This is a genomic window from Campylobacter showae, assembly GCF_900699785.1.
GTDB classification, from domain to species: Bacteria; Campylobacterota; Campylobacteria; order Campylobacterales; family Campylobacteraceae; genus Campylobacter_A; species Campylobacter_A showae_D.
The window spans coordinates 171242-191320 of the sequence record NZ_LR535679.1 but is presented as its reverse complement, the minus strand read 5'-3'; the positions used below and the strand labels follow the sequence as shown (position 1 = coordinate 191320).

Genomic DNA, 20079 nt, shown 5'->3' with positions numbered 1-20079 from the left:
TACTTCCTTAAATTCCTATTTATTGTCGCCCTTGAACGGCATTTCCAAGATCCCACATAGGCATAAAAATACCAAGCGCCAAAAGGATAACCATGCCGGCCATAAACAAAAGCATGATCGGTTCGACGTAGCTTGAGATGTTATCGACTAGATCGCTAAATTTAGCCTTGTAATAATCGGTTATCTTTTCAAGCATCGCATCTATCGCACCGCCTTTTTCACCAGCGCTTAGCATCTGTATAAGCATGCTTTCGTAAAGCTGAGTGTCTCTAAAAGCCTCTGTTAAAGATACGCCTCTTGAAACTGCAATCTTTATCGTAGCGAGCTTGTCGTGTATATCTTGGTTTTCTACTGTTAAAGTCGCTGTTTCAAGGGCGTCGGCGATAGGGATACCTGCTCTTACAAGCTCTGTAAAAATAAGATTAAACCTATTCATGGTTGAATAAAATATTATTTTATTGATCAAATAGACTTTTAGTAGAAATTTATCAAATTTGTATTTAAAATCATCGTTGCTTTTATATAGATATCTGATGGCGTATATTGCGGCTATAAAACCGGCTAATATGTATAGGCCGTAATTGCTTAATGCGCTCTCAATAGAGAGGAGAATAATCGTAGGAACAGGCAGTTTAGCTCCAAGTTGCTCAAATATTTCCCTAAACTGAGGAACGACAAACAGCATCAAAATGACAAAAGCTATAGCCATCGCAGACATTACTATAATCGGGTATCTAAGAGCTTTTTTAAATTTTCTCTGATTCTCCCAAACTTCTTGCAAAATTTCAGATAGCTTATGTAGCGACTCAGACATATTACCTGTGCTTTCGCCAAGTTTCACCATGGCTACAACTACGTCACCGAGCTCACCCTTAAATTTAGTTATAGCATCGGTCAGGCTTTGACCTTGGTTAAGGTCGTCGTTTAAGGTTGCAAATATAGCCTTAAGTCTCTTGTCTTCTGTGGATTTAGATACTTCTTTGATGCTATCGTGGATTGAAATTCCGGCATTGGTCATAACGCTTAGCTGCCTAAAAGCAGCAATTAGGTTATTGATTTTTATTTTTGAACCACCGAGAAAAGTTGACGCTTTACTCATTAGATCGGCAAATTGCTCCTCTAATGGAACGCTTTTTGTTTCCCCGACTTTTACTATTACGCCGGCATTTTTGTTTTTTGCTATAGCCTGCGCTTCGCTTCTGTTGTTTGCCTTTAAGGTCATCTTCTGGCGACGACCGTTAGCCATATATTCAACTTCAAAAAATTTCATACTTTAGCCACCCTAAATACTTCATCTATTGTCGTAATGCCTCTCGCAGCTCTTATAACGCCATCCTTAAACATGTCTATAAAATGCTCTTCGAGCGCTACTTTTTTTATTTCTTCTTTTGTGGTTCCGTTTGCTATCATTGCCGCGATCTTATCGCTTATCGGCAAAACTTCACTTATCATCTCTCGTCCTACATAGCCAGTTTGCGAGCATTGATCGCAGCCGACATGCTTATAAAATTGATAATCTTGCGGTAAAAAGTCTTGAAACTGCTCTTGCAAATTTGACGGTAAAACTGTTTTTTGTTTGCAGTTTGGACATAGCTTTCTAACAAGCCTTTGAGCTTCTATCGCCACCAATGCGCCGCTAATTAGATACGGCTCGATCCCCATATCGGCGATTCTCGTTACGGCGCTTATTGCATCGTTTGTATGAAGCGTTGAAAATACTAAGTGTCCTGTAAGTGCGGCCTGAATGGCTATACGAAGCGTTTCCTGGTCTCTGATCTCGCCTATCATTATGATGTCCGGGTCTTGTCTTAAAATAGAGCGAAGAGCTGAAGCAAAAGTGAGTCCGACTTTTTCATTTACGTGGACTTGCTGAATCATATTTAGCTGATACTCTACCGGATCTTCGACGGTTATTATTTTTGTCTCAACGCTTTTTATATCGTTTAATGCAGCGTAAAGAGTGGTTGTTTTGCCGGACCCGGTCGGTCCTGTAACTAATATAATGCCATAAGGGGCTTTCATTGCTTTATTAAATTTATCAAAGGTGTTTGGATGCATGCCTAAATTTTCAAGGCTAATTAGGACCTTTGATTTATCTAAAATACGTAAAACTATGCTCTCGCCGTGAAGTATCGGTAAAGTAGAAATACGAAAATCGTACTCTTTGCCGGCTACTTGAGCAGAAAAGCGCCCATCTTGAGGTTTTCTGCGTTCAGCTATATCCATATTTGATAGTAGCTTCATGCGCGATACTAGAGGCGGAAAAAGGTCTTTATCAAAGATAAAAAGTTCAGCCAACATGCCGTCGATTCTGCCTCGCACGACACAGTTTGTTGCTGTAGCTTCAATATGTATATCGCTTGCGCGGCTTACTATAGAAGTTCGCAAAATAACTTCAATCAATTTTAATATGCCGGAGCTATTTTCATTTGCGTTGCCGCCTATTACCGTCGTTGACGAGAGCTCTTTTCTGATCTCGGCAACTATACCTTTAACGCTATCGTTTAATTCAACTTTGCTTAGATATTTGTCAATCTTTGAGGGATCCGCGATAACGGGCTTTAGTAATTTTCTATTGAACACAGCCTGAAGTCTATCTTGCCCAGACATATCAAAAGGATTTTTAAATGCAACATATACGGCGATCTCATCTTCTTTTATGGGTAGCGCTTGGTATGTTTTTAGTTGATTTAGCTGGACTTTCTCGCAAAGCTTGTAATCTATATCAATGTTATCTAGATCAATATACTCAAGCTTAAATTTGGTTGCTACTGATTTTAGAAAATCTTTTAAATTTACAGCGAAATTTTCTACGATATCATCGATCGTAATGCGTTGTCTTTTGTAGAGTTCGCCAAGTATATCGTATATAGAATCGTTTTGTAAATTTGGTGCTTCCTTGTGAAAAATTGATTCAAAATCTTTTTTTTCTCTTAATGCGGTTTCTATATTCGAATATTGTGCTTGGGTTATTAATTTGTTTTTTAAAATATCAGTTAAAAATATTTCATAAATTTTTTTCACAAAAAATACCTTTTTACATTTTTAAGATAATAATATATGGGAACACGTAGACTAAGATTACTACCTTAATGCCTTAAATATCCACTAATATTTGATAGGACGATTGCTCGTTACAGAGCAGTATCGTCCTCTATTTGTCTCATAAGGTCTTCGATATTTGCAGAATTTGCTTTATCGTTGTATATTCTAAGAACGCTTATTGCATCATCTTTTTGTTTTAGGTTATATTTCGACTTTGCAAATATTATCCAGCTCTCTTCATTGTTGCTATCAAGCTCATTTGCTATTAGTGCCCATTTTTCACTATTTTTATAGTCTTTGATGTCATAGTATCTTCTTGCAATCAGTACTGCAATATCGGAACTATTTGACTTTTCAAATTTAGCGGTCAGTTCATCTACCGAAACATCTGAGCCGGAAGATTGAATTTGGAATTTGTTTAGATTTTGAGAGCTACTCATGCTTTTTGCGACAATAGGCTTTTCAGAATCAAAATTTATCATTTCTTCTGTTGGTGTTTTTACTGCAACTTGTCTGCCACCAATGCTTTTATGCATATTGTCTACCGGTGCCGGCTGTATATCTTGTGGTATATCGTTTGCATTTACCCAACCGTGCTGCTGAATTTTAGTATTGATATTGTCCGAGGCATCTTCGTTTGCGATACTGTTGTTTTGAGAATTTGATATATTTTCGGTTCCGCCAAAATTATCAGAATTTAACAAAGTATTGTTGCTTGGATCGATTTTTTGCTCAGGCTCAACATTTTCAGACTGTCTTATAGTATCTTTATTGCTTTCCTTGATATCTTTGCTAATTGTTGTGCTACTAACATTATTTACTAGCGAGTCCTTTAGTAAGTAAAAAGTAAGCGAAGATACTGAAACCGATATAGCCAAAACAGCTGAAATGGCGTATATGTAGTTCTTTTTGTCTGAAAACTTAAACTCTTTTCTCTTTTTGTCGTAGGCTCTCCATCGCCTTTCTAGCTCCAATATCTCATATGTTTCAAGCATCTATAAGCTCCGATTTGATGGCTGCCATCTCTAAAATTTTCGTTACCATTTTGTCACCGCCTATTATAGTTGGTTGATTTGCATCAAAATATTCATAGAGTTCAAAAATATTAAACATAAGTTTGTTTAGCATCCTTAAATTTCCACGACTTAATTCATTCAAAAGCCTAAATTGCTCTTCAGTAAATTTTAAAAATATATAGAAAAATTGACTATTCTGAAGTTTATTTTCTAGATAAACTTTCATTTCCTCTGTGTCAACAGAGCCCATTTCTATACTTTCCCACACTCTTGATTTAAAATAATCCCTTGATAGTACATCTTTATCGACGTTTTCATGCGTGGCAAATAAAAATTTAAAAAGACCACTATCGGACATTATGCGAATTTTTTCTAATAAAATCTCAGGATAAAGTTGTGATTCGTCAAGAATAACTATTATTTGCTTTTTTTCTTGGCTATCTTCAATTTTAGCCTCATATATTTTTATAAATTGCTCATAAGTTTCGATTTTTTCTTGAGACTCTTTTTTAAAAATCCCTTCATATAATGATTTTACAAATTCCGATTCATTAAAAAACGGGTACGGAAAAAATAAAATATCGTCGCGATCTTTAAGATCGCTGACGATTTTTTTTAGCAAAAATGTTTTTCCGCAGCCAGGCTTGCCATAAAATAAAATTAACTTTGCTTGTTTTTGCAATAAATCCAAAATCTTTTTATATGCGATAATGGATTTATCTAAATTTATATAGTCATTTTCTTGTGCAATATCAATAAATATATTTTTAAGAGTAGTATATTTATTGTTCATATATTGACCTCGAAAAACCTAAGTCTTTAAGAGACTGGTTGATTGGGGTAGCATTTGACACATCTACTATTCTTGGTGTTATTATAAATACGAGCTCTGTTGTTTTAATGTTATCTTTCGTGCTCTTAAATGCATGTCCAAGGACAGGAATATCACCAAGTAAAGGAACTTTAGAATTTTCTTTGCCTTTTGACTGCGCTATAAGCCCACCTAAAACTATAGTGTCACCGCTATTTACCTGAACAACTGTAGAAAGTTTCTTTTGTATAGTATCAGGCGCAATTTCTCTTATACTCGTGCTCTGCCTTACATCGTCTTCATTATATTTGAAACTGCTAAGGGATGGGTTGATGCGCAACATGATTTTATTATCGTCCGAAACCTCTGGCAAGATATTTAGTAAAATTCCTATAAAAACAGAATATTGTTTATATGTTATGGTGGTTCTGCCATTTAGAGCATTGTTGTTTTGGCTTTCTTCTTGAACACGGTAGTTCACGTTATCGCCTACCGAAATCAAAGCTTGTTGATTATTTAGTGTTGTGATTTTAGGACTTGATACAACTTTTGTTTTTCCATTTGTTTCTAAAAAATTTATAACACCATCTAGATTAAAATTAAATCCGGCCATTAAATTTAGCGTTTGATTAAAGCCAGCATTAAAGCTGTTTCCTCTATTGGACCAAGTAAGAGTTCCTCCATTGTTTTGTCCAGCAAGTGGGCCGCCGGTAGCGAGACCGGTTTTGAAGCCAACACTAAATTTGCTCCAATCAATTCCTTTTGTATAATTATTTCCCAATTCAACAGATACAATAGTAACATCTATTATAACTTGCTTTTTGAGTCTTTCTTGTACATCTTTAATATAGTCAGATACCCTTCTTAGCTGAGATGCTGTACCGGTTACGGTAACCAATCCTGCATTTGCGTTAATAATAGGATCTGGTGCTACTATGTTTTCCGTTGTATTATTTAATATGGCTTTGATTTCTGTATCTAATTTTTCCCAGAAATCAAATTTTTCAACCGTTCTTATTACGTTATCAAGCTTACCACCGCCTTTTGTAATATCTGTTTGTCCTTCATCTTTTTCTTCGTCACCAATCTCAATTGGGGCAGAATCAACAGAAGCTTTTGTGATAGCGGTTCCTTCTCTAACTGACGTTATATAATCAATCTTAAATGTTTTAGTTTGAAGAGATGAAATTTTTAATATATCCTGAGAAAAGGTATAGCTCATATCTTTTTCGGAGAGTAAAAGGCTAAAAATTTCATTCAGCGTCTTGTCTTTTATATTGATTCCAAAAAGCGGTTCGCTTATGGCATCTTTGGCAAATTGGTCTTTTGTGACGACACTAAAATGACACATGTCTGACAGTTGCGTTAAAATTTCTTGAACAGAAACTTGTTCGTTGATTTTGAGATTAAAAACCCTTTTTTCACAACTATTAGCACTTGCTGCAGTTAGTGAAAAAGCAGTTATAATGGATATGGTAAAAATTCTATTTAATTTTGATAACGACATTGTTATTTGCCCCTTTTGTTAAATTTAAATCGATTTTTTCATCTTTGTTTATTAATGTAACACTCTTGGATTTAATGTTTGTAAGTTCATACTCGCCAACACGATCTTTTGCTTGATACCACTTGCCATTTATTTTAGCCTTATTGTTAAAAATAGCTTGCAGATCAAATGTGTCGTCAAAAGAACCATTGTTGTCATGATTTATGGTTTTTAGTTTTAAAAAAGGATCAGAAAGGCTTTTTAGCTCCGAATCGCTTAAGCCTTTTCGCTGCTCATTGTTGCACTAAAAAGCTGATCATAGTGCTCCATTTCTGCTTGAGAATTATTAGCTAGAGATGCAGAACAAAGCATTAACAAAAAAAATAAGACTCTAGTTTTCATTGATATTTCATCCCCCATATGTAAATTCCCATATTTCCTTTTAATTTGCCATTGGTAGAGTTTATATCTATTCCATTGATGTCCACTACAAGTTTTGATTCTTCAATAGCATTGATATAGCCTATAATATCTTTATAATTGCCATCAACTGAGACATTGATATCAAGTATTTGCTCTATTTTTTGCGCGTTAGGCTCTTTAAAGGTATTTACAATTTTTGTTATTTTTACATTATTTTTATTTGCTAAAAGAGCCAAACTATCTAAGAAATCAGCCCAGCTTTGCTCATTAAAAATTAGATATGATAACTCTCTGAGTTTATTGTCAAAATATTGATTCATATTTTTAGCATCCACAAGTTCGTTTTGTCTTTGCTTTAGCTCGTTTTGTTTCTGATTTATTTTAAAATTTCTATCATTGTTTCTATCATTGTTTTGGCTTACGCTATCTAGATAAGTATTTACTTTATTTAGTTCCTCGGTTATTTGACTATTGGTTGACATTGAGACATCATAATAGTCCTCTGCGTACTGTATAATTGCATAATATGCAATAACGCCAGATAGTACAAGTGCCATAAATAGCATTATTGTAACTTCGCTTGGTTTTTTCCCGTCGAAATAGTTATCGATTTTTACAAGTGCATTATCTTTTTTCATTATTTAATCTTTATAGTGACATTTGTTTCATATGATAGTACTCCATAATTTTTATCGAGCAAAATTTCCCTCGTCAAAATGGAGTATCTTTCAGAATTGCTTACATTTTGTATAAGCTCCGTTAATTTTTTTTCATCTTTACTTACCAAAGTAACTGTCATGTTTCTATCTGAGTTATTGATTTTTGCAGTTTGTATGTCTTTATTATTTATTAGATTGCTAAGCTCAAACAGTACAATGCCCTTCATAGGATAATTAACTTTTTTGTCATAAATTTCGCTAATAGTATTTTTTCTAAAGTTAATTTTTTTTTGTTCTGCCTCAATTAACTTTGAAGTGTCTAAAATTTGTTGATCAATAGCTGCTAGAGCCCCCTCTATTCTTATTTTATCTGCATTATTGATTTCGTATTCGCTTTTTTTATCGGCAGTATCTATATCGGTTATGATTCCTGATACGTAAATATATAATGGATGTAATAGGCCGAGCAATAAGCCAACCAATACATATGTAACAAGTTTACCGCTACTGCGTTGAAATAGTGGCAACGGGCGCAAGAAATTTGAGAAGTTAAAATCATTTTCATGAGTTTCTTTGTAGTATTGCGCATTAACCACCATAATATTATGGATGTTGCTTATCTCTATTTCTTTTGAATTTATTGCGATATTTAGCTCAAGATTTTTAGTTGGTATATTTAGTTTTTCTTGCATAAATTCTGCAAAATCACCCATTATTGCATCAGCTACTATATATATGCTTGAAATACTTGACCCGTTAAACCTGCTAAGACTATTTACGATATCGCCTATATAATAGGATATCTCGTCAAAAATTTCCGTTATGAAATTTTTATTTTTATCATCAAGTGTATTTGTTCCGTGTTTAAGTATATTTAAAAACGCACTATCGTTTAATTTATCTCCGCTTAAAGTGGCAAATTTTTCGCTAATATTTTTTATAGAATACCTAAGCGGTCTTGACTGAATATACTCTCCGTTGTAGTAAACTGCTATAAATGCGTCATCCTCTTGTATTACTATAAAGGCTTCCGTGTCTTGAGTAGAAAGTATGTTCTTTTTGTATAATGCATCAAACGCCAATGGGGCAGGAACTACGTAATCTATAAATGGAATCTTCTTTATTGCTAAAGAGTATAATTTATCTGTAGACAAAACGTCAGATATAAATACATTAAAAATTTTAGTTTCGGATGAGATATTTGGAACCTCATTGTACACTATCTTGTATTCAGTTGCTGGATCTAGGTTAAATTGCTCATAGGCTTTTATGGTTATTAGGTTTGACGTATCGTCTTCTTCGGTCGATATCGGAATTTCCACGCTTCCTACCGTGATATCTTTATATTTGACATACGATATGAAAAAGCTATTTTTATTAGCTTTGCTTAATTCCGTTGGAAAAATTTTATTATTAGAAAAAGCATAAGAGGTTTGCAGATACGGATCGTATGTGACTATGCTTCCTGTATCGCCTTTGTTTTTTGCCATAGTTTAAATTTCCTCCAAACAAATAATCAATTGTATGATTGCAAAAAAAATAATAGAACCCACAACCAATGGCGTTATTATAGCACAAAAATTAGGCAACTTAATAATTATTTATAAAATATTCAAGCTTTTTATAGTTTTTTCGTCTTTGCGCCAGTCTTTTTTAACGACTACAACGAGCTTTACGAGGATTTTTTGTCCGGTAAAATTTGATATTAACTTTCTTGAATTTATCCCGATTCTTTTGATGGTTTGTCCGTTTTTTCCGATAATCATAGATTTATGTATCTCGCGCTCGGTGATTATGGTGGCATAAATTTCAGTTATTTCCGGTTTTTCTTTGACCTTATCTATGAGCACGTCGGTAGAGTAGGGGATCTCGTCGCTTAGATTGTCGTAGAGCGCCTCAAGGATAAATTCACGAAAAATTTCCTTTTCATTTGTCGGCGTTAAAAATTCCGGATCGTAAAAATACTCGTGCTCGGGCAAAAGCTTGCAAATTTCATCCAAAAGCGGCTTTTTATAGGTTTGCTTTTTGACGCTAAAAGGTAAAAGCGCGGTAAACTTGTCTTGAAATTTTTGATACTGCGCGATTTTTTCAAGCACTTTGGCGTTTGAGACTTCGTCAACCTTGGTGAGCACCAAGATATGTGGTTTTTGCGGATTTAAATTTAGAAATTTGACGTAGTCCTCTATGTCGTCGTGAATAGGCGCCAAAAATACGATTGCATCGCAGTCTCCCATCGATTTTATCGCTTCGTTTATCATGAGTTTGTTTAGCGTCTTGTTGCTCTCGTGAAGTCCCGGCGTATCTGTAAAAACGATCTGATCTTCGCCGTTCATCACGATACCGCTGATCTTGCGCCTCGTGGCGTTTTGCTTGTGCGAGACGATGGTGATCTTCGCATCAAGCAAAAAATTTAAAAGCGAGCTTTTGCCCGCATTTGTACGGCCTATGATGCTAACAAAGCCTGATTTCATAAGATATATCTCGCTAGATCCTGGTCCTCGACGACGTCTGAGAGGCGCTTTTCTACGAGAGCTTTGTCCACTTCTACCGTCTCGCCGCCGTGCTCGTTAGCCTCAAAGCTGATATCCTCGATCACGCGCTCGATCACGGTGTGTAGACGCCTGGCGCCGATATCTTCCATTTTTTCGTTGGCGTTTTGGGCTATTTTGGCGATAGCTCTGATAGCTTCATCGTTAAATTTAAGTTCAACGTTTTCGGTTTTTAAAAGCGCTTCGTATTGTTTGAGTAGCGAATTTTTAGGCTGGGTTAAAATTTGATACAGCGCATTTTCATCTAGGCTATCAAGCTCGACTCTCAGCGGAAAACGTCCCTGAAGCTCCGGGATTAGATCGCTTGGCTTGCTGATGTGAAAGGCGCCCGCGGCGATAAAAAGGATGTGATCGGTCTTTATGGCGCCAAATTTGGTCGTCACCGTCGAGCCCTCCACGATAGGTAGCAAGTCGCGCTGTACGCCTTCTTTGCTCGGATCTTGCCTACCCGAGTTTCCGGAGCTTACCGCGACTTTGTCGATCTCGTCGATAAAGATTATGCCTTCGTTCTCGGCTCTTCGCACGGCTTCTGTTTTGATGCTCTCCATATCTAAAATTTTATCGCTAGCTTCGTTTTTGAGCGCCTCTTTAGCGTCTTTTACCTTCATCTCTTTTTTGACGGTTTTGTTGCTTAGGCCGATGATTTTGACGAAGCTCTCTTGCATTTGCGCCATATCGGGCGACACGTTGGCTCCCGCGTCAAAGCTATTTTGCACGACTTCTATCTCGATACTTAGATCATCTAGATCACCATTTTCGAGCCTGCTCATCATCTTTTCGTAGCTTTTTTCGTAGTCGGCTTTTTTCTCTTCGCTCGCACCCGTCGGCAGAGGCGGTAGGAGTTTTTTTATTATCTTATCTTTTACGTATTCGTCGATTTTTTCGCGATTTTTTTCGCGCTGTTCGGCTTTAACCAAATTTACCGATGCAGCCGCCAGGTCGCGCACCATACTTTCTACATCGCGTCCTACGAAGCCCACTTCGGTATATTTGCTAGCTTCTACTTTGATAAACGGCAAGCCCATCATTTTTGACAGACGTCTTGCGATCTCGGTTTTACCCACGCCCGTCGAGCCTATCATCAGGATGTTTTTTGGCATGATATCGTCTTGCATCGTTTTATCTAGTTTCATCCTGCGGTAACGGTTTCGCAGCGCGATGGCGATGATCTTTTTGGCGTCTTTTTGCCCGATGACGTAGTCGTCTAAAAATTTCACTATCTCTTTTGGGGTTAAATTCATCTTTTCTCTATTCTAAAACGTAGGTTTTTATATTCGTGTTCGTGTAAATGCAAATTTCGCCCGCGATCTTTAGGCTCTCTTTTACGAGCTCCTCTTCGTCGATCTGAGCAAATTTATCCAGCGCGCGAGCTGCGGATAGGGCATAGTTGCCGCCGCTTCCAATGGCGGCTATCTTGCCGTCTTCGGGCTCTACGACGTCGCCCGTTCCGCTTAAAAGGAAAATTTTCTCTCGGTCAAGCACCAGCATCATAGCTTCTAGTTTGCGCAGATATTTATCCTTGCGCCACTCTTTACTAAATTCGATCACCGCTTTTAGCAGGTCGCCTTTGGCGTGCTCGAGGTTGTTTTCAAACATATCAAAGAGATTAAACGCATCGGCGGTACTGCCGGCAAAGCCTGCTAGGACCTTGCCGCCGTGGATTTTGCGGATTTTTACCGCGTTGCCTTTTAGCACCGTGTTGCCAAAGCTCACTTGTCCGTCGCCGCCGATGACCGATTTGTTCTTGCCTTTATAGGCTAAAATGGTAGTCGCGTGAAACACTTATTCGCCTTCGACGTCTAGTTTTAGCGTGGCTCGCACGGCGTGGCCGAGCTTGACGTCAACTTCGTAGATGCCGGTCGCTTTTATAGTGTGAGCAAAATCAAACGCCTTTTTATCTACGACTAGATGATGATTTTTTTCTAGCGCTTCTGAAATTTCATCCTTTGTCACCGCGCCAAAGAGCGCTCCGTTTGCTCCGAGCGGCTTTTTAACCTTGAGCGTGACTTTTTCGATCTCGGATTTTAGCTTTTCTATATTTGCGATCTCGTATTTTAGCTCCTCGGCCTTGCGTTTTTGCTCGGCTTCGTACTGGCGCAAAACATCTGGAGTCGCGGCCTTAGCAAAGCCTTTTCCGATTAGGAAGTTATTTCCGTAGCCTTCCTTTACCTCTTTGATTTCGCCGGCTTTTCCGAGCGATTTTACGTCTTTTATTAGTAGTACTTTCATTTTTGTCCTTTATTTAGTTAAATTTGCGCCCGTTTTTGCGTCCGATGATAAATCTTAGCGCGTTTAGCTTGATAAATCCGTTCGCGTCTTTTTGATCAAACACGCTGTCTTCTTCAAACGTACAAAACGCCTCGCTAAAGAGATTGTCCGTCTTGCTATCGCGTCCTAGCACGATGACGTTACCTTTGTAGAGCTCGACTTTGACCGTGCCGTTTACGTTTTCTTGGCTCTTGTCGATGAGCGCTTGCAGCATGATACGCTCAGGCGACCACCAGTAGCCGTTATAGATGAGCTCTGCGTAGCGAGGCATTAGTTCGTCTTTTAGGTGTGCCGCGCCGCGGTCTAGCGTGATACTCTCGATCGCGCGGTGAGCTTTTAGCATTATTGTGCCACCAGGAGTTTCGTAGCAGCCGCGGCTTTTCATACCGACCGAGCGGTTTTCTACGAGGTCGAGTCTGCCGATACCGTGTTTTGCGCCTAGGCGGTTTAGCTCGGCTAGCAGCGCCGCAGGGCTCATTTTTTTACCGTTTATGCTAACCGGGTCGCCTTTTTCATAGCCGATTTCTATTGTTTCGCTTTCGTTCGGAGCGTCTTTTGGGCTTACCGTCCAGCGCCACATATCGGCTTCCGGCGCGTGAGCGGGGTTTTCAAGCACTAAGCCCTCGTAGCTGATATGGAGTAAATTTGCGTCCATAGAGTAGGGGCTTTTGCCTGGTTTTTTTTCTATTTTGATACCGTTTTTTTCGGCGTATTTTAGTAGCTTTTCGCGGCTATTTAGATCCCACTCGCGCCAAGGAGCGATGATGGCTAGATTGTCTCCCAGCGCGTAGTAGCCTAGCTCAAAGCGCACTTGGTCGTTGCCTTTGCCGGTCGCTCCGTGGCTCACGCCGTCGGCGCCTACTTTGGCGGCGATTTCGGCTTGACGTTTGGCTATCAGCGGTCGAGCTATCGAGGTGCCTAGCAAATACTCGCCCTCGTAAACGGCGTTTGCTCTAAACATCGGAAATACGAAATCTCGTGCAAATTCCTCTTTTAAATCCTCTATAAATATATTTTCGGGTTTTATACCGAGCTCCAGCGCTTTTTGCCGTGCAGGCTCCAGCTCCTCACCCTGACCGATATCGGCGGTAAAGGTCACCACTTCGCATTTATACTCGTCTTGCAACCATTTTAAAATAATGCTCGTATCAAGTCCGCCCGAATAGGCGAGAACGACTTTTTTCACATCTTTTTTCATTCTCTATCCTTTATATTGAGATGACGCGTATTTTAGCCAAATTTGATTAATTTGGAATAAATATTTCCGCTAAAATCGCGTACGCCAAACATCAAATTTACATTAAATTTAATATGTAGCGGCTAGGAATTAAAAATTTAAGCCAAATTTGGCTAAAATCGCCGCCATGAGAGTAGATAAGTTTTTAAATACCGTAAATATCACAAAAAGGCGCGCGGTCAGCGAAGACATGTGCAAAAGCGGCGTCGTGAGCGTAAACGGCGTCGTCGCCAAACCGGCCAAAGAGGTTAAGATCGGCGACGTAATAACGATTAAATTTTTAACGAGAGAGGCGCGCTACGAGGTGCTAGCGATCCCGGAGACCAAAAGTATCCCAAAATCAGCCCAAGTGCTATACGTAAAAGAGCTATGATAGAGCTAAATTTAGGACTAGGCGAGCTTGATGAAGTGGTAAAAATTTTACCCCAAAGAGGCGTCGTTATCTTGCAGGGAAATTTAGCCAGCGGCAAAACGACGCTAGTTAAAGCTATCGTAAAGGCTCGCGGCATCGATGCAGAGGTTACTTCGCCGACGTTTTCGGTCATGCAAAGCTACGGAGATAAAATTTATCACTACGATATCTATCAAAACGGACTTGACGCGATTTTGCAAAACGGGCTTTTTGAAAATTTGCTAGAAGAGGGGCTTCATCTAGTAGAGTGGGGCGACGAGCGACTGGAAAAGGCGCTAGAAAATTTAGGCGAAAAATGCGTCAAGGTAGTCATCTCGCCTAGCCAAAAAGGGCGAAAATACGAGGTTTACGGTGCATAAATTAGAAGTTAAAGATTTACAAAAAACAATCAAAAAAACAAACATCATAAAAGGTATCTCGCTAGAGGTCAAAAGCGGCGAGGTAGTAGGGCTGCTGGGTCCAAACGGCGCGGGTAAAACGACGACGTTTTATATGATCTGCGGGCTCATCTCGCCCTCTAGCGGCAGCGTATTTTTAGACGGTGCGGACGTGACGAAGGTGCCGCTACACAAGCGTGCGCATATGGGTATCGGCTATCTGCCGCAAGAATCAAGTATATTTAAAGATCTCTCCGTCGAGGAAAATTTACTGCTCGGCGCCGAGATCTTATATAAAGACGAAGCCGTCCGCGAGAAAAAAGTAAACGAGATGCTAAATTTGCTAAATATCGAGCCGATACGCCTGCGAAAGGGCGTGAGCCTAAGCGGCGGCGAGCGCAGACGCTGCGAGATCGCTAGAAGCCTCATTATCACGCCTAAATTTTTGCTACTGGATGAGCCCTTTGCCGGCGTCGATCCGATCGCCGTTAGCGATATACAAAGCATCGTTCGCGATCTAAAAAAGCTTGGCATCGGCGTGCTCATCACCGACCACAACGTCCGCGAGACGCTAGCTATCTGCGACCGCGCCTACGTGATCAAAGACGGTAGCCTGCTAGCTAGCGGCAGTGCGAACGAAGTCGCGAATAACAAACTCGTGCGCACCCACTATCTGGGTGAAGAGTTTAAATTCGTAGAATAATGCTAAAGCAAACTCAAGCTCCCAAAAATAAGCTCTCGCACACGTTGCGCTCGTGGCTGCCGATACTAAGCAGCAGCGTCGAGGAGCTAAAGGAGACTCTTGAGCCGTTTTTAGCGGATAATCCGTTTGCAAGCGTGCAGCAACGAAATTTAAGCGAGCTACCGAGCGCCGCGCCGTCTAAAAAAGATAAAAATTTCTTCAAAGAAATATCAAAAAACAGCGTAACTGATAGTATCGAAAGCTTTAGCGTGGCTAAAACGGGGCTTTACGACAAGCTAATCGAGCAGATAGATAAGCCCCTTTTTCCGACCGAAAAATCCCAAAAAATCGCGATGAAAATCATCGAGTGCATAAACGAGGAGGGCTACTACGAGCCTGAAACGTTTGACGAATTTAGCGAGGCGGAGATCGAGTCGGTGCGAAAGCGGTTTGCCTACCTCGAGCCCGCCGGCATCGGCGCAAAGGACTACAAAGAGAGCTTTTTGTTTCAGCTTGAGGAGCTAAATTTGGACGAGAAGCTCTTTGAAAGCGCTAAAAAGCTTGCGTTAAATTTCGAAAACCTCTCCCAAATGCGCAAAATTCCGCTCTATAACGAAGCTCTCGCCGTCATCAAGAGGCTAAAAAATCCGCCCGCGATCGAGTATATGAGCGAGGCTGCGGCGATCATCCCCGACATCGTCATAGACACGAGCTCGGGCGGTATCGAGGTGCGCATCAATGACGACTTTTATCCTGAGATCGTCATAGACGTCGAAGGGCTGGACGAAAAAGAGAGCTTCGTCGCCTCGCGCGTAAAAGAGGCAAAAGACCTCATAGACGCGCTTGATATGCGAAAAGCCACGCTTAGAAAGATCGCCCTCATGCTAGTGGAGTATCAGTATGATTACTTTTTTGGCGGCGACATCAAGCCTATGCGCCTAAAAGATATCGCCGAGGATCTGGGGCGAAACCCCTCAACCATCTCGCGCGGCATCTCAAACAAATACCTAGAGTGCTCACGCGGGCTCGTGCCTATAAAGAGCTTTTTCTCCGCCGCGATCGATGAGGACGTCTCAAACAAGGCCATAAAGGACTTCGTAGCAAATCTCGTCCGAAACGAAAATCCCGCCAAGCCGCTTAGCGATCTAAAAATTTTGGAGTTTATAAAGAAGGAATTTAACGTCGAGGTCGTCCGCCGCACGATAACCAAATACCGCCTCGCGCTAAATATCGGCAGCTCTAGCGAACGCAAAAAGACCTATCTGCTGCAATCCGGTAAGTAAAATTTGACGTTTGGAGCGAGGCAAATTTGCCCAGCGCCGTAAATTTGAGCGTAAATTTTAAATTTAAGCGGAGTTTTGGTGAGGCTCGCATCGTATTTCTCTTGATTTTTAAGTCTCGAAAATTTAAAATATCCATATGAAGCGCATATTTTTTATTCTTTTTGTCCTATTTTTAGGCATTGCGAGTACTTATTTGATTGAGGGCATCGCTCCCGGCATGGACAACATCATGGGCGGTTTATTTTTCGGTTTGATTTTGGCTATACCGATTTTTTGGTTATTTCGCTGTTTAGGGCTTATTCCTTGCGATCAAAATATTAAAATAACGCCTATAGATATATTTTTCGACGATAGCAACGGCGATAGTTACTTTTACGTTTTTAATCTTACTATTTCTTTGATTTTGATGTTGTTTATGGGCCCTTACGCGTTAATTATGGCTATAGTTTGCGTGATTTTTCAGGGTACAATTAAACGGTTATTAAATTATATTTTTTATGCTAAAGTCTAAAATTTAAATCTTATTCCGCCGCTCCCGCTTCAAGCTCTTTAAAATACGGCTTCAAGCTCTCGTAAGCGTTTTGGATACGCTGAAACTGCGTTTTGTATTCGTCCAAAAGCTCGGGGCTAAGCGCGGCGTGAAAGTCGGGGTGATAGGCTTTAACAAGCTCCAGATAGCGGTTTCGCACATCCTTGAAGCTATCGTTTTTATCGCATCCAAGCACTGTAAAATGATCCTCGAAAAGGCTAGCCAGCGCGGCAAATTTGGCTTCGTTTTTCTTGGCGCAGATTTTGATGCGTTTTTTAAATTTTTCAAATTCCTCTTCGTTATAGTTAAAGATGATCGAAAATTTCATATATTCGCTTTTGTTAAACAGCTCCTCTAGGCGTGCGCATTCGCCCAAATTTGCGATATTTAGGGCGATTTGACCCTCGGCGGATAAAATTTGCTTTGACTCAAAGCCCCTGATGATGTGCGAGATAAAAGATTCGTTTGAGCGATCGAAGCTAAATATCGCGCCGCCGCGCACGAAGGCGACGTCGACGAAAACCATGGCTTTGAGCGAGTATGGTTGGATGTAGTGGAGTTTGATGGTTTTATACTCGGCGAAGTTTAAATTTACGTTTTTTAGCTCGTATCTTTGGCAGAGTTTTTTTAGAAATTTGACGAAATATTTGCGCTGAACCTTCTCGTTTTCGTCGTAAAACGACATCACTTTGCCTTTTTGCCCCAGCGTCTTGGCGAAGTTTCGCTTTATGAGTGCTTGCAGCTCGAAAAACAGATCCGCGTCTGATGTTTCTATGCTTAGAGATTCTAGATTTTGACTTACTTTTATCAAATTTTGCCTTTATAAAACGCATTTGAAAGCATTTTTTATTCCGCTTTTTCCCATACGGGCGTTTCATCTAGCGGGACGTATTCGCGCAGGCGCTCGTAGGGTTTGTAGCCGGCTTTATAAGCTAGGCTAGGACAGTCTTTGACGTAGTAGCCTAGGTATATCCAGCGTAAATTTAGCTGCCTAGCCAGTAAAATTTGCTGATAGAGCGAGTATCTGCCGATGCTAAGGTCCGCAAAATCAGGATCGTAATAGCAATAAACCGCCGAGATGCCGTCGCTAAGGATGTCCACGAGATCGACGCCGATGAGCCTGCCGTCCGCAAAATATGCAATCTCCTTGCCAAACTCCGCGTGCCCGGCGACGTAGAGCTCGTAGTAGCGGCGAAAGTCCAGCTCGTAGTACTTCCACTCGCGCTTTTGCTGCATAAATTTATGGTATTTTTTGTATAGCGCTACGTGCGCGTCGTCTATGAGCGGCTTTGTGAGGATGATTTTGGTGTTTTCGTTTTTGCGTATAGTGCGGCGGGCGGATTTGCTAAATTTAAAATTTAGCGCATCGACCCTGATATTTACGCACTCGCGGCAACTCACGCAGTTTGGCTTGGAGAAATATTTGCCAAAGCGCCTAAAGCCGCGCCTAGCTAGAGCGTCGTTTACGGCAAAGTCGCAGCCGTCTATGTAGCGATACTCCATGCGCGAGTCCCTGTCCTTGAGGTAGGGGCAGGGGCTAGGCAGGGTGGAAAATGGCACGACTAGCACTTTTTGATATCCGCGTCCTTGACGTAGGCTAGAAACTCATCGCGTAAATTTTGCTCTTTGTGCGCGATGGCTTCTTCTTTGCTGAAGGTTTTTGGCTCAGGTTTTAAATTTTGTTTCGTGGCATTTTTGGCAGCTGAATTTGAGCTCAAATTTGCATTTTGCTCCTTTTGTAGCTCTTTTTTTATATCCTTTAAGCTATCGAAAAAATCATTCATCCGCGTGCTCCTCTTTAAATTTCCTAGCGTCTTTTACTCTTTGTATCGCGGCGGCGATGGCGGCGATCACCTCTTCGTTGTCCTCGTTGTCTTTGGTTTTCATCTTTTCTAGCAGGGTAGGCATCTTGTTTTCGACGTAGGACGTATCGAAAAATCCTCGCCTAAAGTCGCGCTCCTTGCTGATGCTGAGCAAAAACGGGATCGTGGTTTTGACGCTGCCCTCGATCGTAAACTCATCCAGCGCGCGTTTTAGTTTATTTACGGCTAGATCGTAGCTAGGCGCACGTACGATGAGCTTAGCTAGCAAGCTATCGTAAAACGGCGGTATCTGATAGTCTTTATATAGATGGCTATCCACGCGAACGGAAGGGCCTAGAGCAGGGTAGTAACCGCTGATCTCGCCGGGGCTTGGGATAAAATTTTGCCATGCGTCCTCGGCGGTGATACGCGCCTCGATCGCAAAACCCTGCGTGATGACGTCGCTTTGCTCCATGTCTAGGATCTCGCCGGCAGCGATGCGGATCTGGCGCACGATGAGATCCACGCCCGTGATCTCCTCGGTCACGCCGTGCTCGACCTGGATACGGGTGTTCATCTCCATAAAATAAAAGTTGTTGTAATCATCGAGCAAAAACTCGATCGTGCCGGCGTTGGTGTAGTTTACGGCCTTTGCCGCTGCGACTGCGGTCACGCCCATGCTTTTTCGCAGGCTTTCGCTCATAGTGGGGCTGGGTGCTATCTCGAGGATCTTTTGGTGGCGGCGCTGGATCGAGCAGTCGCGTTCGGCTAGGTGGATGATGTTGCCGTATTTGTCACCTAAAATTTGAAATTCGATATGGCGCGGATTTACGACGTATTTTTCCATAAAAACTTCGTCGTTGTTAAAAAACGCCTTAGCCTCGCGCTTGCAGCTTTCAAAGCTAGACTCTAACTCCTCCTCCTTCCACACGACGCGGATGCCCCGTCCGCCGCCGCCGCCGCTAGCTTTTAGGATGACCGGGTAGCCGATGCGTTCGGCATATAGTTTGATGTTTTCTATCGTTTCGTTGTTTAGCTTTTCGGTGCCGGGCACGATAGGGATGCCGTTTTTATTCATCAGATAGCGGGCGATGTTTTTGTTGCCCATTTTTCGGATGACGTCGGCAGTAGGTCCGATGAAAACCAGCCCCGCATCCTCGACCTCTTTGGCAAATTCGTAGTTTTCGCTCAAAAATCCGTAGCCCGGGTGTATCGCGTCTGCGCCGCATGCTTTTGCGACCTCGACTATGCGCTTGGCGTCTAGGTAGCCCTTGATCGGATCGATGCCGATCTGGTAGGCCTCGTCGGCTATTTTGACGTGCAGGCAGTCTTGATCGGGCTTGGTGTAGATGGCGACGTTTTTGATGTGTAGGTCTTTGCAGGCACGAATTACGCGAACGGCGATCTCTCCGCGGTTTGCGATTAAAATTTTATGTATCACTTGGCTTTCCTTTCTTTATCGTTTTTCAAATTTTACTCTTTTTTGCTTGCTGATGCTTG

Annotated in this window: 20 protein-coding genes; 4 read left to right on the top strand and 16 right to left on the bottom strand. The window is 41.1% G+C overall.

What is annotated here, in order from left to right; all coding sequences use genetic code 11:
* Window positions 1-19: 19 nt before the first annotated feature.
* The 12 genes from E4V70_RS00880 to E4V70_RS00820 form a co-directional block, all read right to left on the bottom strand.
* A complete protein-coding gene (locus tag E4V70_RS00880; RefSeq protein WP_122863024.1) occupies window positions 20-1270 on the bottom strand; it encodes a type II secretion system F family protein in 1251 nt (416 codons plus the stop codon).
* Entirely contained in the window at window positions 1267-3024 is a 1758-nt protein-coding gene (locus E4V70_RS00875) for a GspE/PulE family protein (protein WP_122863678.1), read from the bottom strand. The genes E4V70_RS00880 and E4V70_RS00875 overlap by 4 nt, the downstream gene beginning before the upstream one ends.
* A 110-nt stretch (window positions 3025-3134) precedes the next feature.
* Window positions 3135-4040: a transformation system protein gene (locus E4V70_RS00870; protein ID WP_122863023.1), complete on the bottom strand. Its 906-nt coding sequence runs from the start codon at window positions 4038-4040 to the stop codon at window positions 3135-3137.
* Entirely contained in the window at window positions 4033-4854 is an 822-nt protein-coding gene (locus E4V70_RS00865; RefSeq protein WP_122863022.1) for an ATP-binding protein, read from the bottom strand. Before E4V70_RS00865 ends, E4V70_RS00870 begins: the two co-directional genes overlap by 8 nt.
* Window positions 4844-6379, bottom strand: a complete 1536-nt coding sequence (gene mshL / locus E4V70_RS00860) for a pilus (MSHA type) biogenesis protein MshL (RefSeq protein WP_122863021.1) — start codon at window positions 6377-6379, stop codon at window positions 4844-4846. The genes E4V70_RS00865 and mshL overlap by 11 nt, the downstream gene beginning before the upstream one ends.
* Window positions 6380-6756: 377 nt before the next feature.
* Window positions 6757-7419, bottom strand: a complete 663-nt coding sequence (gene pilO, locus E4V70_RS00850; RefSeq protein WP_122863020.1) for a type 4a pilus biogenesis protein PilO — start codon at window positions 7417-7419, stop codon at window positions 6757-6759.
* Entirely contained in the window at window positions 7419-8930 is a 1512-nt protein-coding gene (locus E4V70_RS00845; protein WP_122863019.1) for a hypothetical protein, read from the bottom strand. The genes pilO and E4V70_RS00845 overlap by 1 nt, the downstream gene beginning before the upstream one ends.
* 111 nt (window positions 8931-9041) lie before the next feature.
* Window positions 9042-9911 (bottom strand): GTPase Era, encoded by an 870-nt coding sequence (gene era, locus E4V70_RS00840; protein ID WP_122863018.1) that lies wholly within the window; start codon window positions 9909-9911, stop codon window positions 9042-9044.
* Window positions 9908-11230: an HslU--HslV peptidase ATPase subunit gene (hslU, locus tag E4V70_RS00835; RefSeq protein ID WP_122863017.1), complete on the bottom strand. Its 1323-nt coding sequence runs from the start codon at window positions 11228-11230 to the stop codon at window positions 9908-9910. The genes era and hslU overlap by 4 nt, the downstream gene beginning before the upstream one ends.
* A 7-nt stretch (window positions 11231-11237) precedes the next feature.
* Window positions 11238-11771, bottom strand: coding sequence for an ATP-dependent protease subunit HslV (gene hslV, locus E4V70_RS00830; protein ID WP_002947707.1), 534 nt, complete (start codon window positions 11769-11771; stop codon window positions 11238-11240).
* Complete coding sequence (gene rplI, locus E4V70_RS00825) at window positions 11772-12218, bottom strand: 50S ribosomal protein L9 (protein ID WP_122863016.1); 447 nt, start codon at window positions 12216-12218, stop codon at window positions 11772-11774. It abuts the gene before it with no gap.
* A gap of 13 nt (window positions 12219-12231) precedes the next feature.
* On the bottom strand, window positions 12232-13455 hold the full coding sequence (locus E4V70_RS00820; protein ID WP_122863015.1) for an argininosuccinate synthase: 1224 nt from the start codon (window positions 13453-13455) through the stop codon (window positions 12232-12234).
* Between the two features lie 166 nt (window positions 13456-13621).
* On the opposite strand from E4V70_RS00820, the gene E4V70_RS00815 reads away from it, so the two are divergent.
* Genes E4V70_RS00815 through E4V70_RS00800 form a run of 4 tightly spaced genes read left to right on the top strand, consistent with a single transcriptional unit; the run spans window position 13622 to window position 16248 of the window.
* Complete coding sequence (locus E4V70_RS00815; protein ID WP_122863162.1) at window positions 13622-13867, top strand: S4 domain-containing protein; 246 nt, start codon at window positions 13622-13624, stop codon at window positions 13865-13867.
* Window positions 13864-14265, top strand: a complete 402-nt coding sequence (tsaE, locus tag E4V70_RS00810; RefSeq protein ID WP_122863014.1) for a tRNA (adenosine(37)-N6)-threonylcarbamoyltransferase complex ATPase subunit type 1 TsaE — start codon at window positions 13864-13866, stop codon at window positions 14263-14265. Before E4V70_RS00815 ends, tsaE begins: the two co-directional genes overlap by 4 nt.
* Window positions 14258-14986 carry an LPS export ABC transporter ATP-binding protein gene (gene lptB / locus E4V70_RS00805; protein WP_002947715.1) on the top strand — a complete coding sequence of 243 codons (729 nt, stop codon included), beginning with the start codon at window positions 14258-14260 and terminating at the stop codon, window positions 14984-14986. The genes tsaE and lptB overlap by 8 nt, the downstream gene beginning before the upstream one ends.
* Entirely contained in the window at window positions 14986-16248 is a 1263-nt protein-coding gene (locus E4V70_RS00800; protein WP_122863013.1) for an RNA polymerase factor sigma-54, read from the top strand. The genes lptB and E4V70_RS00800 overlap by 1 nt, the downstream gene beginning before the upstream one ends.
* Before the next feature lie 521 nt (window positions 16249-16769).
* On the opposite strand, the gene E4V70_RS00790 is transcribed toward E4V70_RS00800, so the two are convergent.
* Genes E4V70_RS00790 through E4V70_RS00775 form a run of 4 tightly spaced genes read right to left on the bottom strand, consistent with a single transcriptional unit; the run spans window position 16770 to window position 20020 of the window.
* Complete coding sequence (locus E4V70_RS00790) at window positions 16770-17588, bottom strand: adenylosuccinate lyase (protein WP_122863012.1); 819 nt, start codon at window positions 17586-17588, stop codon at window positions 16770-16772.
* A 35-nt stretch (window positions 17589-17623) separates the two neighbouring features.
* Window positions 17624-18346: an arginyltransferase gene (locus tag E4V70_RS00785; RefSeq protein WP_232037793.1), complete on the bottom strand. Its 723-nt coding sequence runs from the start codon at window positions 18344-18346 to the stop codon at window positions 17624-17626.
* Entirely contained in the window at window positions 18340-18561 is a 222-nt protein-coding gene (locus E4V70_RS00780; RefSeq protein WP_122863011.1) for a hypothetical protein, read from the bottom strand. Before E4V70_RS00780 ends, E4V70_RS00785 begins: the two co-directional genes overlap by 7 nt.
* A complete protein-coding gene (locus E4V70_RS00775; protein ID WP_122863010.1) occupies window positions 18554-20020 on the bottom strand; it encodes an acetyl-CoA carboxylase subunit A in 1467 nt (488 codons plus the stop codon). The genes E4V70_RS00780 and E4V70_RS00775 overlap by 8 nt, the downstream gene beginning before the upstream one ends.
* Window positions 20021-20079: the final 59 nt, after the last annotated feature.